At 49.5% G+C, this 15,035-nt stretch carries 15 protein-coding genes; 9 read left to right on the plus strand and 6 right to left on the minus strand.

The genetic code is table 11. The annotated features are described in order from the left end of the window. Positions 1-345: 345 nt before the first annotated feature. The 3 genes from BRW63_RS07865 to BRW63_RS07875 all read right to left on the minus strand — a co-directional run bounded on the left by BRW63_RS07865 (position 346) and on the right by BRW63_RS07875 (position 4,306). Positions 346-3,447 (minus strand): HEAT repeat domain-containing protein, encoded by a 3,102-nt coding sequence (locus tag BRW63_RS07865; RefSeq protein WP_083582768.1) that lies wholly within the window; start codon positions 3,445-3,447, stop codon positions 346-348. Positions 3,448-3,672: 225 nt separating this feature from the next. Beyond that, positions 3,673-4,089, minus strand: a complete 417-nt coding sequence (locus BRW63_RS07870) for a PIN domain-containing protein (protein WP_073070363.1) — start codon at positions 4,087-4,089, stop codon at positions 3,673-3,675. Beyond that, complete coding sequence (locus BRW63_RS07875) at positions 4,079-4,306, minus strand: antitoxin AF2212-like protein (protein ID WP_073070364.1); 228 nt, start codon at positions 4,304-4,306, stop codon at positions 4,079-4,081. The genes BRW63_RS07870 and BRW63_RS07875 overlap by 11 nt, the downstream gene beginning before the upstream one ends. Before the next feature lie 134 nt (positions 4,307-4,440). On the opposite strand from BRW63_RS07875, the gene BRW63_RS28195 reads away from it, so the two are divergent. The 3 genes from BRW63_RS28195 to BRW63_RS07885 all read left to right on the plus strand — a co-directional run bounded on the left by BRW63_RS28195 (position 4,441) and on the right by BRW63_RS07885 (position 5,488). Further along, positions 4,441-4,587 carry a hypothetical protein gene (locus BRW63_RS28195; RefSeq protein WP_181314422.1) on the plus strand — a complete coding sequence of 49 codons (147 nt, stop codon included), beginning with the start codon at positions 4,441-4,443 and terminating at the stop codon, positions 4,585-4,587. Between the two features lie 10 nt (positions 4,588-4,597). Beyond that, entirely contained in the window at positions 4,598-4,825 is a 228-nt protein-coding gene (locus BRW63_RS07880; RefSeq protein WP_073070365.1) for a type II toxin-antitoxin system MqsA family antitoxin, read from the plus strand. Between the two features lie 90 nt (positions 4,826-4,915). Continuing rightward, complete coding sequence (locus BRW63_RS07885) at positions 4,916-5,488, plus strand: Uma2 family endonuclease (protein WP_073070366.1); 573 nt, start codon at positions 4,916-4,918, stop codon at positions 5,486-5,488. Positions 5,489-5,534: 46 nt separating this feature from the next. Here BRW63_RS07885 and BRW63_RS07890 read toward each other — a convergent pair whose 3' ends face one another. Next, complete coding sequence (locus BRW63_RS07890) at positions 5,535-6,104, minus strand: YIP1 family protein (RefSeq protein WP_073070367.1); 570 nt, start codon at positions 6,102-6,104, stop codon at positions 5,535-5,537. Between the two features lie 61 nt (positions 6,105-6,165). On the opposite strand from BRW63_RS07890, the gene BRW63_RS07895 reads away from it, so the two are divergent. From BRW63_RS07895 to BRW63_RS07910, 4 genes are all read left to right on the plus strand, one after another. Continuing rightward, positions 6,166-7,173 carry a hypothetical protein gene (locus BRW63_RS07895; protein ID WP_073070368.1) on the plus strand — a complete coding sequence of 336 codons (1,008 nt, stop codon included), beginning with the start codon at positions 6,166-6,168 and terminating at the stop codon, positions 7,171-7,173. 313 nt (positions 7,174-7,486) lie between these two features. Next, on the plus strand, positions 7,487-9,922 hold the full coding sequence (locus tag BRW63_RS07900) for a heavy metal translocating P-type ATPase (RefSeq protein ID WP_073070369.1): 2,436 nt from the start codon (positions 7,487-7,489) through the stop codon (positions 9,920-9,922). A gap of 222 nt (positions 9,923-10,144) precedes the next feature. Further along, positions 10,145-10,567, plus strand: a complete 423-nt coding sequence (locus BRW63_RS07905) for an FHA domain-containing protein (RefSeq protein WP_073070370.1) — start codon at positions 10,145-10,147, stop codon at positions 10,565-10,567. Positions 10,568-10,954: 387 nt separating this feature from the next. After that, positions 10,955-11,383, plus strand: a complete 429-nt coding sequence (locus BRW63_RS07910; RefSeq protein ID WP_073070371.1) for an FHA domain-containing protein — start codon at positions 10,955-10,957, stop codon at positions 11,381-11,383. Between the two features lie 25 nt (positions 11,384-11,408). On the opposite strand, the gene BRW63_RS07915 is transcribed toward BRW63_RS07910, so the two are convergent. Then, the gene (locus tag BRW63_RS07915; RefSeq protein ID WP_073070372.1) at positions 11,409-11,756 is read right to left on the minus strand and encodes a hypothetical protein; all 348 of its coding nucleotides are present in this window, start codon (positions 11,754-11,756) and stop codon (positions 11,409-11,411) included. 228 nt (positions 11,757-11,984) lie between these two features. Between BRW63_RS07915 and tmk the strand changes: the two genes are divergently transcribed. Then, positions 11,985-12,662: a dTMP kinase gene (gene tmk / locus BRW63_RS07920; RefSeq protein WP_073070513.1), complete on the plus strand. Its 678-nt coding sequence runs from the start codon at positions 11,985-11,987 to the stop codon at positions 12,660-12,662. 9 nt (positions 12,663-12,671) lie between these two features. Then, on the plus strand, positions 12,672-13,604 hold the full coding sequence (locus BRW63_RS07925) for a DNA polymerase III subunit delta' (protein ID WP_073070373.1): 933 nt from the start codon (positions 12,672-12,674) through the stop codon (positions 13,602-13,604). Positions 13,605-13,800: 196 nt separating this feature from the next. Here BRW63_RS07925 and BRW63_RS07930 read toward each other — a convergent pair whose 3' ends face one another. Continuing rightward, on the minus strand, positions 13,801-14,934 hold the full coding sequence (locus tag BRW63_RS07930; RefSeq protein ID WP_073070374.1) for a quinone-dependent dihydroorotate dehydrogenase: 1,134 nt from the start codon (positions 14,932-14,934) through the stop codon (positions 13,801-13,803). Positions 14,935-15,035 lie beyond the last annotated feature (101 nt).

Below are 15,035 nucleotides of genomic sequence, written 5' to 3' on the forward strand. Positions count from 1 at the left end.
GCTAAAAAATGGACAATGCCGATCCGAGACTGGAAACGGGCATTAAATCGCTTTGCTATCGAGTTTGAAGGGAGGTTTCCCATGTAGTTATTTATCGCTTGACACAAACTACTTTACAAACCCAGTTGGCGTAGGAGAACAGACCTTTATCGACAACGGCAGCGCCCAGCGATTAGAGTTCATCGCATTGAATGCGACTTAAAACAAGAGTCCGAACAGTTTTTTGGGCGTTGCAGAATGACGGGATGAAATGGCTGTAGGGGTAGCGCCCCCGTGCCTACTCCTGCCGAAGGGCAACCACGGGGGATTGCCCCTACCCAAATTATTTGTCTATTCAACAATGCCCTATCGCGATCGCAACAGTTGCACAAAGGTATCGCTAACCGTGTGATCTTTAGTATCTGCGGCGTATTGAATCAGCCGTTCGCGCAAGTCTTTGGCATCGTTAAGAGGAAGCAAGGTGGCAAGGAGGAAATAGACTCCCCGAAAGCGCGGATCGCCCATGTGATCGAGGAGGCGGTTTTGTGCTTCGGCACTGTCACCGAGGAAGGTTTGCACGATGAAGAATTCCATGATTTTGTCGTGGCGAAAGTACCATTCGTGCTGCGCTTCGCCTTTGGCATCTTTCCATTGGCGACTGACGACCATTTTATATTTTTCGTCTTCCATGCTGACCAGTTCTTGATAAAACTCGTCGGCGGGGATGGCTTTTTCGTCGTTGAGGCGGAGTTGGTAGACGGCTTCGGAGAATTTTTTGAGGGGAAAGTCTTGGTTCCAGCACTGCTGATAGTCTGCCGCCATCAGGTTATATTGCTGCTCTTGCAGTCGCAGCAGATTAGGTTGTTTGCCCAATGCGATCATTTGGGCAACGACGGTGAGATCCATTGGGTTAGAAAGGGTGCGCTGAATAGCGGCGAGTTCTTCGGGCGGTTGTTGATTGTCTAACACTTCATCGAGATAAGTGCGGCAAGCGTGAGTATATTTGTCGGTGCTTAGGAGATCGCCCCCTAAATCTCCCAAAATTGAGGGACTTTGAGTGTGGGATCTCTCAGAGCTTGAGGACTTTTTGTTGTCGGAACTGGGAGCAACAATCGCTCCTCTCGACAGCAAGAATTCTTGAATCTGATCGCTGCGGAGCGGTTGCAGTTGATAGATTTTGGCGGTGGAAGGCGGCAGCCACTCTAGCGGTTGAGTGGTCATGATGATGTTGCCTTTGAAGTAGCTTTCGACAAATTGGGTGATTTTGGCGCGGGTGTCGGCGGTGACTTCGTTGAGTCCGTCGATGCAGAGGTCGCACAGGTTCCCTGCACCGGAGGTGTTCGCGCCACTGTAGATTAGATTTTTGAGGAATTCGGCATCTTGTGCCTGTCCGTGGAGTTTGGTTTGGATGGCTTCGATCACGCCTTGCTCACATTTGCGGGCGGGCAAAAAGACGACGGTGCGCGGGGAGTGTTTGACGAGGTGACGCAAAAACATCGATTTGCCTAAGCCAGAGTCGCCTTCGAGGACGATTTGCCCTTTGATGGCGGGAATGACGGTGGTGATCGCAACCCCTTCTTTTGCATCCAAAGGTTTCACGTCTGATTGGGGAAAGTAGGCAGCGGGGTTGAAGCGATCGACTCCCGAATCTGCTAACAAGGAAAATTTGAAGGGTTCAAAGAGTTTGCGGCGTAGGAAGGGAACCCAGGTGAGCAGAAAGCCGACGTAGCCCATGCCCAGAATGCGCCGCACCCAGGGATTCCAGAAGAAGATTGCTTGAACTTGGGGAAATTTGGGATAGGCGAAGATTAGGGCAAGCCAAAACGACAGGTGAGCGGCAAGAGTATTTCTAGCGTTGTTGAACCCTTGCCAAACGGTGAGCCGATTCATCGCTTCTTTGACAGAATCGGCGTTGTTGGAGTTGGCAGCGCTGAGGTTTTGATAGTGTTTTGCCAGCAGCGGAATGTCACCTGTCTCCCATTTGCCCATCTTGGCGATATCGGCGATTTGTTGAGTCAGGATGCGTCGAAAGTTGGGGAGGTCTTTGCTGGGTTCCCAGGCTTTGGCAAAGAGAGCCAGGGTTTTTACGCCCTCATCGTGATTGAGTTGAGTCGGAATGCTGCCGGGTTGCGGTTTGCCCATCCATTTGAGGAGCGTTTTGGCTTCATCGCTGCCGCTACTCAAGAAGTAGACCGAAAAACGCCACTGTTGTGCTGCTTCTAAGTTCTCATATTCAGCACTATCGAGAACAATCAGCGATTGATTAAAGTCAAGTTGGCTGATTTTTGCCAATGCCTCAGCCGCACTGCCCCGGACATAGGCATCTTGCGACTTATCTTTGAGGATATTGAGGATGTCAGGAATGAAGGGTTTGGCAGCGTCACCGAGATTGCCTAAGGCAGAAACTGCACTGCCCCGGACATCGGCAGCTTGCGACTTATCTTTGAGGATATTGAGGATGTCAGGAATGAAGGGTTTGGCAGCGTCACCGAGATTGCCTAAGGCAGAAGCTGCACTGCCCCGGACCTCGGCAGCTTGCGACTTATCTTTGAGGATATTGAGGATGTCAGGAATGAAGGGTTTGGCAGCGTCACCGAGATTGCCTAAGGCAGAAGCCGCACTGCCCCGGACATAGGCATCTTGCGACTTATCTTTGAGGATTTTGGCGATGTCAGGAATGAAAGGTTTGGCAGCGTCACCGAGATTGCCCAATCCATAAGCCGCTCTGCCCCGAACATCGGCAGGTTGCTTCTTATCTTTGATGAAATTGAGGATGTCAGGAATGAAAGGTTTGGCAGCGTCACCGAGATTGCCCAATGCCTCAGCCGCACCGCCCCGAACGTAGGCAGGTTGTGTCTTATCTTTGATGAAATTGAGGATGTCAGGAATGAAAGGTTTGGCAGCGTCACCGAGATTGCCCAATCCATAAGCCGCACTAACCCGAACATTGGCATCTTGCTTCTTATCTTTGATGAAATTGAGGATGTCAGGAATGAAAGGTTTGGCAGCGTCACCGAGATTGCCCAATCCATAAGCCGCACTGCCCCGAACATTGGCAGGTTGTGCCTTATCTTTGAGGATCTTGGCAATGTCAGGAATGAACGGTTTGGCAGCGTCACCGAGATTGCCTAATGCATCAGCCGCATTGCCCCGGACATCGGCATCTTGCGACTTATCTTTGAGGAGGCTTGCCGCTTTTTGTGCAATTGCTTCCGGTTTCTTCAAGACACTCTTTAAGTCTTTTGCCTCATACTCACTCAATTTGCTCAAAGCAAAGCCTTGAACTCTGGGAGAGCTATCTTCTAGGGCTGCCAAAATGCCGTTGATCTGCCAACCTTGCGGCTTTGCCTTTGGCTTTTCTTTTGCGCCGACCCAAGGCGAGGCAACCAACACCACAACGGTTAAACAAACCACAAACACCAAGCGATAAAAAGCAGTCTGTTTCGGCAAACCCTGAGAGTGAACCATAGGTCAAGTTGCAAATAAGGGGCAAACACGGCAATCCGATCGTCAACAAGCCCAGAGCATAATTTTACGGACACAAACAATGCCATCTAAACTATGACGTGTGCTTTTGCCAACGCCGCCTTTCTTAACTCATCTTCAACAATTTCCCCTCAAAGCTCGGAGCTTCAAGTTCAGAGGTCGGAGTTTCGAGGTCAAGGAGCGATCGTTCGAGTTCAAGCAACCTCGTTAAGCGGTAAACGGGTTCAAGATGCGGAGTTGATTCTCAATTAGCTGGTTGTGCTGCATATCCTCCGAATACAGAATGATGCAGTTGCTTAAGAGAGCAGTCGCAACGATCAGACTATCCCAGTAGGTGTAGCCGTAGCACTGGTTGATTCTGATAGCCTGCATGACTTTTGGTGCATCAATTTCAATAACAGCAAAGTCGCTGATTAGCTCAAAAATAATATTTGCGGCATCTGCTTGAGAAGTAAACTTCTTTCTGACTAAGACATTAAACAGTTCTCCCAAAACCTGAGTGCTGACCTGAAGTTGGCTGGATGGATCAGCTATCAAAGCTTCTATAGCCTGAGTTTTATCAATTGAATTTTTAGCATAAACGTAGACCCAAAGATTGGTATCCAGAAAGATTCTATCGGTCATAAAGTTCATCTCGATCGAACTTATAATCTGACGGTAGAGCAAATGAATACTGCTTTGCGTGCGCTAAAAATCGTCTCACTTTGGCAATGCGATCGGCTTCATCCTCCTCAGCCTCAAGGATCACAACTTTCAGCTTTTTTCCTTCCAAATTAGCGTCAAGTGCTTCGCTGAGGATAAGACTACCATTGCTGTAAGTGGCTTCCAAGATTTTTGTCATCGTTTTATCTCAGGAATGTGAGGTGCTACCAGTATAGGCGAAGGGTTAAACATCAGATTTAGCTGATTTCTTAACGGTAAATTTCGAGATCAGAGGTTAACGTTTTGAGGTCAGAGCGCGATCGTTGCAACTTTGTGGAGTTTAATGGAACTCTGTTTTACCGCACCAACGAATGGAAATATCGTATTCGCGGCATGACTCAAGACAACACCGAACTAGAAGTCGTTGCTAAACTTGGACTAAATGGCAACCTTGTCATCATCACCGTCTATCTTCTCTAAACCAACCCCTATGATTTGTGATGTTTGTGGACAGGCAGATGCCCGAATTATTTATATGCCCCGTACCTATGGCAAAGGAGACACGCTTCTCGTAATTGAAAACGTTCCTATAGTGAGTTGTCCGCATTGCGGCGAAAGCTACTTAACTGCGGAAACTCTGCATCAAATTGACCGGATCAAACGCAACCGGAAAACGCTCACGATCGCCCGTCCTGTAGAAGTTGCTGCCTTCGACTAAGCGACAATGCTTTAGCAATCTGTATTCACGAAGCGATCGCTCCATTCACACTTCCAGGCGCGATAATGAGAGCAAGTAGAGGACTTCGCGATGATTGCTACACCTCACCCTCAAAAGATGTCGATCGAGGAATACCTGGAATGGGAACCTCGCCAAGAAACGCGCTATGAATACGTTTACGGCGAAGTTCTTGCCATGACGGGCGGAACCATCCCTCACAATGATATTGCGATTAATCTCTTGACGCTCGTGCGATCGCAGGTTCGGGCTAGAGGTTGTCGGATCAACATGGCAGATGTCAAAGTTCAAGTTAATGCATCCGGTCTCTATTACTATCCAGATCTGATCGTGAGTTGCGATGCTCGTGACCTCAACGCTCGTAAATTTATTCAATACCCTAAGCTCATTGTCGAAGTTCTCTCACCTAGCACAGAATCTAAAGACCGAGGCGATAAGTTCACAGCCTATCGCAATATGCCGACGTTACAGGAATATGTGCTGGTAGACTCTGAAAAGGTCAGCGTCGAATGCTACCGTCGCGGTGAAGGTCGGATGTGGTTCTACACGCCCTATACGACAGGTGACATCCTCACCCTAGAAAGCATTGCCTGGGAAGGCGCGATCGCACTGCTGTATGAGGACGTACAGTTCTTTTCAGAATAAACTCAAAGTAGAGCAATCGGCATCAACAGAGTCACGAAGACCATAGTCAAGTAGTCCAATCAACAACCCGTTGTCCTAAGATTTGAATTAGCCCGATCGCACCTTGAATGATTGGAAACCCGACTAAGCAAATAAACGCGGCTTGACGAGTGCGAATGTCAAGCGCTTGACGAACCGCAACAATCACAGCCAGCAAACTCCAGACCGCCAGCACAAACTGAATGGGTCTTCCTAACAAAGGAATTAACGTCAAAAAATTTAACACTTGAGGCGCGTATGCAAAGCCGATCGGACTGAGCAAATCGCTATAACTGGGGTCGATCGGTTTGAGCCACTGTCCCACTTTCCAGATCGTAAATGTCCAAAAATAGTAGCCCACCACAATGCTCAAGCCATCAAACAAAAGCGCCACGAAAAGCACCTGAACTGGGGCGCGATTAATCAACAAAATCACCGCACTTCCAAGCGTGTGAGAGACGGCGGCAAGCAGCACGATCGTCAGCGCCAAGCGATGATTTTTGGGCGTGTTATGGGCGTTCTCATAGAAGTCGGCTTTTAACAGCAGGGCGTTGGTTAACGTCCTCCAAAACCCTGGTTGTGACGCTTGATGTCTCACGCTGGTTTATGATTACTTTGCAGCAATACTCTACTCTAGAAGAGGTATCTGACTGAGTGAAATGCTTAAGTTTGTTGAGCGAATTTTACGACGGATGCGAGGGGACACCTTAAAGTTGTTTATTCTGGCAGGAGTCTTGCTGCTGGTTTGGGGCACCATCGCCCCGATCGGAACGATGGTTTGGTGGCTCAGTCAAAGTGCCGGAAGTTTGGGTTTGAAAAAGCAGGAGCCGAAGCGACTGCAATCCAACAATCCGTCGGGTAAAAAATTGGCGAAATTGGCGATCGATTGCTACATTGTCTATCTGCCAGGAGTCGGCGATTTCTCATCTAACCAGCTATCGCCAGGAGAAGAATTTTTCTTAAATCGTTTAGAACAGCTTCACCCAAATTGTGTAACGGTTCGCGATGTTTTTCCTTACTCAGTCGCCAGCAAAGATTTAGGAGGAGAACGCCTGCTCGCTCCTCTGTGGCAAGCCGCTGAAAAAGCAGATGGCTGGTTTAAAAATGCGGATATCTTGATTAAGATTCGTAACCTCTGGCGATTTGCAATCTCGGCAGACGATCGCTACGGCACCGTTTATGGGCAGGGAATCGCTGAGGCAATCATTGAGCGCATGCACACCGTTCACCCAATTCCGCAGTCTCCGCGTCAGCCGATTCAGTTAATTTTGCTGGGCACGAGTGGCGGTGTGCAGGTGGCGCTGGGTGCAGTTCCCTATCTGCACGATCGCCTTCCGGCAAAGCTAACGGTGGTGTCAGCCGGAGGCGCATTTGACGGAGAAGCTGGCTTTAACAGCGCAGAGCAGGTTTATCACCTCGAAGGTCAGCGTGACTGGGTTGCAGACATTCCTCGCGTCGTGTTTTCTTCTCGGTGGGGTTGGACGATTGGCTCACCGTTTAATCAGTCCAAACAGCAGGGACGCTATCACTTTTTAGAGAGTGGCCCTCATACTCACGATGGTGATCAGGGCTATTTTGGTCAAGCGATCGTCAATGGCACGAAAACGACTTATGTGCAGTTAACGCTTCAACAGGTAAATCAGCTTCCAATCTGGTCAAAAAAATAACCAGACGAATCCACACGCGATGTGCAAAGAACCCCAACCCCAACCCCTCTCCCGCAGGAGCCACCGTGTATACACAAGTCCCTTAGATCCGTCATTGCCGAGATTTTCGCCCCCTTGTATGGTTTATGCCTTTACCTACTTAGTTTGGGGTTCCGTTCAGCTTGGTGTCTTGATTTACCTATTTGGGTTGCGAGGCACTTCTACCAAAATAGCGATCGAGACTGAAAAAAATTAAAGTTTTTCGGACGATCGTACAAAACTTCATCTACTCTCAAGAAAGGAGCTTTGTGAATTCCCCTTGCTTGAGTGTGCGATGCAAACCACGTCAGAAACAGCCATCAACACGATTCCAGACACGATCACCCTCGATGTGAGCGGCATGAAGTGCGCGGGCTGCGTCAAAACGGTCGAGAATGCCCTCGCTCAACAGCCTGGTGTGATGTCTGCTACGGTCAATCTCGTGACAGAGTTGGCAACGGTTGAATGTGAATCGATCGTTGATCCCGCACTCTTAGCCGAAAAATTGACCGAAGCCGGATTTCCGAGTCAGCCTCGCTATTCTGAAGGCAGTTTAGAAAGCGCAGGCTTAATTGATCTGGCAGAACGGCGACGATTAGATGCCCAACAGCAAACTCGTCGTTTAACGATCGCGATCTTGCTTCTAGTGATTTCAACGATCGGGCACCTCAATCAACTCACAGGCATTACTATTCCAGGACTCAGCAACATCTGGCTGCACTGTGGATTAGCCGCGATCGCTCTGGCAGGGCCGGGACGATCAATGATTATCGACGGCTGGCAAGGCTTACGCCGTAACGCTCCCAACATGGACACGCTCGTAGGTTTGGGCACTGTCACCGCCTTTACTGCCAGTTTGATTGCGCTCCTATTTCCCCAACTCGGCTGGGAGTGCTTCTTTGATGAGCCTGTGATGCTGGTCGGCTTTATTCTCCTCGGTCGCACGCTAGAGCAACGGGCAAGAAGTCGGGCTGCCTCTTCTCTGCAAGCGCTTTTAGCCCTTCAACCTCAAACAGCGCGATTGATTGGCAAAACCGAGCCAAATAGAACCGTTCCAGATCACCTAAACGCTCAATCTTTTACTGAAATCTCGGTCGATCGTATCCGCGTCGGTGAATGGCTGCAAGTCCTTCCGAGCGAGAAGATTCCCGTCGATGGAGAAGTCGTTGCCGGACAGACCACGATCGACGAATCGATGTTGACAGGTGAACCCGTTCCGGTGCAAAAGCAACCCGGCGATCGCGTTTCAGCCGGAACGCTTAATCAGTCTGGCGCGATAGCCATTCGAGCCAATCGCATCGGCAAAGATACTACTCTGGCTCGCATTATCAATCTGGTCGAAGATGCCCAAGCGCGTAAAGCTCCCATTCAGAAGTTAGCGGACACAATCGCGGGTTACTTTACCTACGGCGTGATGACGATCGCCACCCTCACCTTTCTGTTTTGGTATTTCATCGGCACTCACGTTTGGTCAAACGTTTTGATGGCAGGTCAAGCGTTGGGCAGCGAACACGCGATGCACCATCTTGATCCTTCAGCCTTGACCCTTCACCCATCACCTTTATTACTCAGTCTCAAACTCGCGATCGCCGTTCTCGTCATCGCCTGCCCTTGTGCGCTCGGACTTGCAACTCCCACCGCGATTTTAGTCGGGTCGGGCATCGGTGCCGAGCGCGGATTGTTGATTAGAGGAGGCGATGTGCTAGAGCGAGTTCACGCACTGGATACGATCGTCTTTGACAAAACAGGCACTCTCACCACTGGGCAACCGATCGTCACAAATTGCATCTCTTTCAGAGCCTCTGATCACAAAGAATTCAATATGTTGCAACTGGCTGCAACCGTCGAAAGTGGCACCCGTCACCCGCTTGCAGAGGCGATCATCCGTGCCGCCAATCAGCAAGAAATCTCACTGCTCTCAGCTCAAGATTTCTACACAGAGCCAGGTTTGGGAGTTTCTGCAACGGTTTTGCTTAACTCAGAACCTCAGTCAGTTTGGCTCGGAACGCTGACTTGGATGGAGAAACATGGAGTCACGGTAGAGGATGCGCCTCAAAGTCAGGCGCAGACGCTTGCAGAAGCCGGAAAAACAGTGGTGTATGTGGCAGTTTCTAAAACCCTGATAGGTCTAATTGCTGTCACTGACAGGGTGAGATTGGATGCCAAAGAAACCGTGAATGCGCTCCAGAAAATGGGCTTGCGGGTGATGCTGCTGACGGGCGATCGTCACGAGGCAGCCCAAACCGTTGCCAAAACGCTAAACATTCCCCTAGAAAACGTGTTGTCCGAGGTTCGCCCAGAGCAAAAAGCGGCAGTGATTCGCGCTTTGCAAACCGATCAAGGAACCACCCAGAACTCCCTCGTCGCAATGGTTGGAGACGGCATCAACGACGCGCCCGCACTGGCTCAAGCCGATGTGGGAATTGCCCTCAAATCAGGAACCGATGTCGCAGTTGAAACAGCAGGCATTATCTTGATGCGCGATCGCCTCACAGATGTCGTCGAAGCCTTACACCTCAGCCGCGTTACCTTTCGCAAAATTCGTCAAAACTTATTTTGGGCATTTGCCTATAATTTGCTGGGCATTCCGATCGCGGCAGGCATCTTGCTGCCAAAATTTGGAATTTTGCTTAGTCCTGCCGCCGCAGGTGCTTTAATGGCTTTTAGCTCCGTTAGCGTGGTCACAAATTCTCTTCTCTTGCGCCGATCCTTTTCTGCGCCTCGTGCTTGAGAAATGGGCTGCACCTCGCTGCTTTCAAGTCTCAACTTTAATTCCTTCAAGGCTTATAAAGCGCTCTAGGGCTATGTTCTAATGAATTAGAGGTTTTCTCATCACTGGCAAAACCCGCCTAAACTAGTACTAGCACCGGGCCACTCTCAACCCTGTCGGGTCTTTTAGCTAGATAGGTTGCAAGTCCTCGTTTCTAGTCACTCGCCAACCCTCTGACTTTTCATGCCCTCAGAACCGCACCAAAATCATCTCTTAATCATCGAAGACGATAAGGGACGACGAGAATTTGTCCTTGACGCACCGGTTTACTCGATCGGAAGAGATCCAAAATGTGATATTCGCTTGGTGTCTCAGTTTGTGTCTCGTCGCCATGCCACTCTGATCCAGCTACCCAACGAAGATGGCACTTATTATTATCGAATTGTGGATGGCAATCTCAAGGGCAAACCCAGCGCCAACGGCTTGCTGATCAACGGGCGAAAGCTGCAAACCCACGACCTCAAAAATGAGGATGAAGTAGTTTTTGGCCCTCAAGTGCGGGCGATTTATTATCTGTTGAGGCGTGACGCTGTTTTGACGGTGCCGCCCGATGAGTTTGATATCACGCTAATTAGCCCCAATATGGTGGGCGACCCAGAAGACTAAGGATCGTGAATTAATAACTCCGACAACTTTGTAGGTCAGGCATCTTGCCTAACTTAAACAGCCGCGACGGCTGTCCTACATTAACGTGAATTCGATGAAGCTTTTCGCTGCGGTTGCAAATCCGGGCTGCCCCCTAAATCCCCCAAAATTGGGGGACTTTGAATCTAAATTCTGGGCTTGAAGTCCCCCAGAATTGGGGGATTTAGGGGGCTGGAGCCGCTCAAAACGAAGCAAAAAAACTCGTCGAACTGTCGTTACATTATTTAATCCAGAATCCTAAAGCAGGCTCCAGTCAAATCACACACTCCGTAAATCCGCCTAGCACGATATACTATCACTTGACCCGACCCATTTTGATCAGCCAAAGGTTTCATCTTTTAAACTGCGATGCCTTCCGATCCTTACCAAGACCATTTTTTGATTATCAAAGATGACACCGGAGAGCGGAAAGAGCCTCTCAATGAGTCTCGCTATTCGGTGGGCAGAGATGCCGAGTGTGATATTCGGCTAATCTCTCAGTTTGTCTCTCGCTATCACGCGACGATCGAGCAGCAAGTTAACCCAGACGGCACTTGCTCTTATCACATTAAAGACGGCGACCAAAATGGCAAGCCCAGCGCGAATGGGCTGTTGATTGATGGGCGACGGCTGCGATCGCACGATTTAAGCGATCGCGACGAGGTGATTTTTGGCCCTCAAGTAAAAATCACCTATCACTTACTCAGACGCGATGCCTATGCAACGGTGCCGCCTGATGAGTTTGACATTACATTAATTAACCCTGGCACCGCAGAGCTAGACAGTTTAGACGAATAGCTAAGTTTAGACCTGCGATCGGGCATCAACCTCCAACCGCTTCGATCAATTGCCAGTGCTGGTTGTCAGTCACGGCTTGACTGACCTGGGTAAATATTTGACGGCAGTGATTGTCTACCTGAAGCGGAAGTTCTTCGTTTTTAATCACAAAGTTCATCCGCACTTCTTTATCAGTGGCAGTCGTCTTATCAATCAGCACCTCTACGGTCACGAGTTTCGGGAAGGACACTCGCCCCGGCGTTTCTCGCGCCATGATGTAATCACCAGTGTCGTAGATGATATCTAGACTGCAAGACTTAAGCGTCTCATTCAGCACCCGCTGGAAGTTGTTGAAAGCGATTCCGACGGTGAATAGACAAGTGTAACGAGCCATAGCCAACCCCAAGCGTGCGACGAACGAACCTTTCTATGATACGTTCCCAGAATGCGTTAAAGCGATACTCTGGGTTAGTGTGATCACAAGGTTCAGTTTAGTCTGAAGTGTTTTCATACGGAAGTCCTCAAGACCTTTATAGCGAATTCTTCTAAAGTTGACTTATTTCGTAACGGTTTAAAAGACGACGATGACTCGCGGGTTGTGTCCACTGACAAATATTTGCTCATGAGCGGAAAGTTTATTGTGTTTGAAGGGGTTGAGGGCTGCGGCAAAACAACTCAGCTTCAACGATCGCGCCAATGGCTGCTTAAAAGTGGCTGGTTGCCCACGCTGCAATCAAAACGATTTTTAAAGCAACTGATTGCGACTCGTGAGCCGGGTGGCACTGATCTGGGGGTTGGGGTGCGGCAATTGCTTCTAGATCCCGCTAAAGAACTGATTCACGATCGGGCAGAATTATTGCTCTACGCGGCTGATCGTGCCCAACACGTCGAGAGTTTTTTGCGCCCTCATCTCGCAGAAGGCGCAATGATTTTATGCGATCGCTACACCGATTCGACGATCGCTTATCAGGGATATGGGCGAGGACTCGATTTTGCCCTCATTGATCAACTCAATCAAATGGCAACTAATGGGCTAGAAAGCGATTTAACGCTGTGGCTCGATTTAGATGTCGAACGAGGATTAGCGCGCACCCAAAAACGGGGAGCCAGCGATCGCATTGAGCAAGCAACTTTAGAATTTCATCAGCGTGTGCAGCAAGGATTTGCTCATTTGGCGGAAAAGAATCCTGATCGGATTGTCAGAATTGATGCCGATCGCAGCGAACTGGAGGTTGCTGAACAGATCGAAGCCACGCTCAGTCAGCATTTGACTCGCTGGTATGGAGGAAATTTTCAATAACCAAAAATTATGACATCTTTTAATTCGTTAATCGGACAGTCGCAAGCGGTAGAACTTTTGACTCAAGCGATCGCTCAAAATCGCGTCGCGCCTGCTTATTTATTTGCGGGTTCTCCTGGTGTGGGCAAACGGCTGGCGGCTGAGTCGTTTGTTGAGTGGCTGGTTTCTGACTCGCGCCATCGGGTGGCACAGCGCAATCATCCTGATGTGCTTTGGGTTGAGCCAACTTATTTACATCAAGGCAAGCGGCTTTCACCCGTCGAAGCCGAAGCAGCAGGCGTGAAGAAAAAAACTCCACCTCAAGTTCGTCTCGAACAGGTGCGGGAGATTTCGCGGTTTTTGAGCCGTCCACCTTTGGAGGCAGATCGCTCGATCGTGATCATCGACCAAGCCGAAACGATGGCAGAACCCGCCGCGAATGCACTTTTGAAAACCTTAGAAGAACCGGGACGGGCCACGCTGATTTTGTTAGCGCCCAGCGCTGATTCGCTGCTGCCGACTCTGGTATCTCGCTGTCAAAAAATTCCGTTTTATCGGTTGAATTCAGACGCGATCGCTCAGGTTTTGAAAACTGCTGGATTTAGCGAGATTTTGGCTCATCCCCAGGTTTTGGCGTTGGCGCAGGGCAGTCCGGGAGAAGCGATCGCCCATTGGCAAAAGTTTCAGACGGTTCCGCCTGAGTTGCTGCAAGCGGTGACAAACTTGCCAAAGTCACTGCGAGAAACCCTTGCGATCGCTCGTCAAATCGCCAAAACGCTAGACAGCGAAGCCCAACTTTGGCTCGTTGATTATCTGCAACAGACTTATTGGCACCAGGCTAAACTAAGCGGACAGTCTGCTCTGCCTGTGCAACTGCTCGAAAAAGCGAGAGACTATTTGCTTGCTTATGTGCAATCGCAGTTGGTCTGGGAAGTGACGCTGACGGGAATGATGCACTTTTAGTTAGACCGAGGTTGAGTCTAGTTTGCCCAGCAAAAATGCTAAGGAACGAGAATTAAATAAATCCTAATTTTAGAGACATCAACGCTCAGGTTCAGCGCTTTTTGCTGCGTTGCTTGTCCGCCCAGAAATTAGTTTCCGGGCGAGTGAGGCAATGAACAAAGCTTGTCAAAAGTCACAGGTTATTTAATCCAGAATTCTAAGGTTTTAAGTGATCAAGTCCGATCGCATCTTGCAACGAGTGGAGTTCGTGCTCGTCTAATTTCTGCAACAATCCTTCTAAGACTCGGCGCACCATGCCAGGGCCTTCATAAAACCAACCTGTGTAAACCTGAATCAAACTTGCCCCCGCCGTGATCTTTTCCCACGCGTCTTCTGCGGTGAAAATTCCACCGACACCGACGATCGGAAGCCTGCCCTGAGTTTGTTGATAAATAAATCGAATCACCTCAGTAGAACGCTGCCGCAACGGTGCCCCACTAATGCCGCCCGCCTCCTCAGCGACAGAATTTCCGGTGGCTTGAATCGTCTCAGTCTTTAGTCCATCTCGACGAATGGTGGTGTTGGTAGCAATAATGCCCGCTAAATTATATTGCTGTGCCAAACTGAGCACGTCAGCGATCGCTTCCCACTCTAGATCGGGGGCAATCTTGATCAATAAAGGCTTTTGCGCCTGATTTTCCGCCTGCAAAGCTGACAAAATGGGTTCGAGTTGGTCGGTAGACTGGAGCGATCGTAACCCCGGTGTGTTAGGCGAACTCACATTCACCACAAAATAATCTCCCCACTTTTTCAGCAATTTGAAGCTTTCTAAATAATCGACTGCGGCTGCTTCAAGCGGCGTAACTTTAGATTTGCCAAGATTCACCCCTAACGGAATTTTTGCATCGTGCAATCCCTGAAGTCGCTGGGCTAAAGCGGCGGCTCCTTGATTATTAAAGCCCATGCGATTGAGCGCCGCTCGATCGACAGGCAGCCGAAACAGCCGCGGACGAGGATTGCCCGGTTGAGCATGAAACGTCACCGTGCCAAGCTCTGCAAACCCAAACCCAAAGCCCGACCAGAGATTTGCTGCGATGCCATCTTTGTCGAACCCAGCCGCCAACCCGATCGGGTTAGAAAAATCCTGTCCCCACAGCGTTTGCTTCAGTCGATCGTCTCTCAGACAATAAGACTGGTTTAGCCGAGACAACACCCACTGTTTGGCAATTAGAGGTGCCCTGACATCAAGCCAGTTGAGCGATCGTAAAGTTTGTTGGTGAAGCCACTCAGGGTCAGCTTTCAAACCAGAAAAGAGAATTGGGCGAATGATTGTTGGATAGATATCTGTCAATGCAAAAGTCTAACGACTACTCTATTTATTGTGACGGGTTAGGGAGTTTTGAGCCGTCATCCCTCTAAGATTTGTTGGCTACTAGTAAACACAAACCTTTG

Origin of the sequence: Phormidesmis priestleyi ULC007 (assembly GCF_001895925.1) — a bacterium.
GTDB classification, from domain to species: Bacteria; Cyanobacteriota; Cyanobacteriia; order Leptolyngbyales; family Leptolyngbyaceae; genus Phormidesmis_A; species Phormidesmis_A priestleyi_A.

Excerpts from the sequence above, each read along its gene's own strand:
- BRW63_RS07865 (WP_083582768.1), bottom strand. The coding sequence starts at position 3,447 with ATGGTTCACTCTCAGGGTTTGCCGAAACAGACTGCTTTTTATCGCTTG.
- BRW63_RS07870 (WP_073070363.1), bottom strand. The coding sequence starts at position 4,089 with ATGACCGATAGAATCTTTCTGGATACCAATCTTTGGGTCTACGTTTAT.
- BRW63_RS07875 (WP_073070364.1), bottom strand. The coding sequence starts at position 4,306 with ATGACAAAAATCTTGGAAGCCACTTACAGCAATGGTAGTCTTATCCTC.
- BRW63_RS07880 (WP_073070365.1), top strand. The coding sequence starts at position 4,598 with ATGATTTGTGATGTTTGTGGACAGGCAGATGCCCGAATTATTTATATG.
- BRW63_RS07885 (WP_073070366.1), top strand. The coding sequence starts at position 4,916 with ATGATTGCTACACCTCACCCTCAAAAGATGTCGATCGAGGAATACCTG.
- BRW63_RS07895 (WP_073070368.1), top strand. The coding sequence starts at position 6,166 with ATGCTTAAGTTTGTTGAGCGAATTTTACGACGGATGCGAGGGGACACC.
- BRW63_RS07900 (WP_073070369.1), top strand. The coding sequence starts at position 7,487 with ATGCAAACCACGTCAGAAACAGCCATCAACACGATTCCAGACACGATC.
- BRW63_RS07905 (WP_073070370.1), top strand. The coding sequence starts at position 10,145 with ATGCCCTCAGAACCGCACCAAAATCATCTCTTAATCATCGAAGACGAT.
- BRW63_RS07910 (WP_073070371.1), top strand. The coding sequence starts at position 10,955 with ATGCCTTCCGATCCTTACCAAGACCATTTTTTGATTATCAAAGATGAC.
- BRW63_RS07915 (WP_073070372.1), bottom strand. The coding sequence starts at position 11,756 with ATGGCTCGTTACACTTGTCTATTCACCGTCGGAATCGCTTTCAACAAC.
- tmk (WP_073070513.1), top strand. The coding sequence starts at position 11,985 with ATGAGCGGAAAGTTTATTGTGTTTGAAGGGGTTGAGGGCTGCGGCAAA.
- BRW63_RS07925 (WP_073070373.1), top strand. The coding sequence starts at position 12,672 with ATGACATCTTTTAATTCGTTAATCGGACAGTCGCAAGCGGTAGAACTT.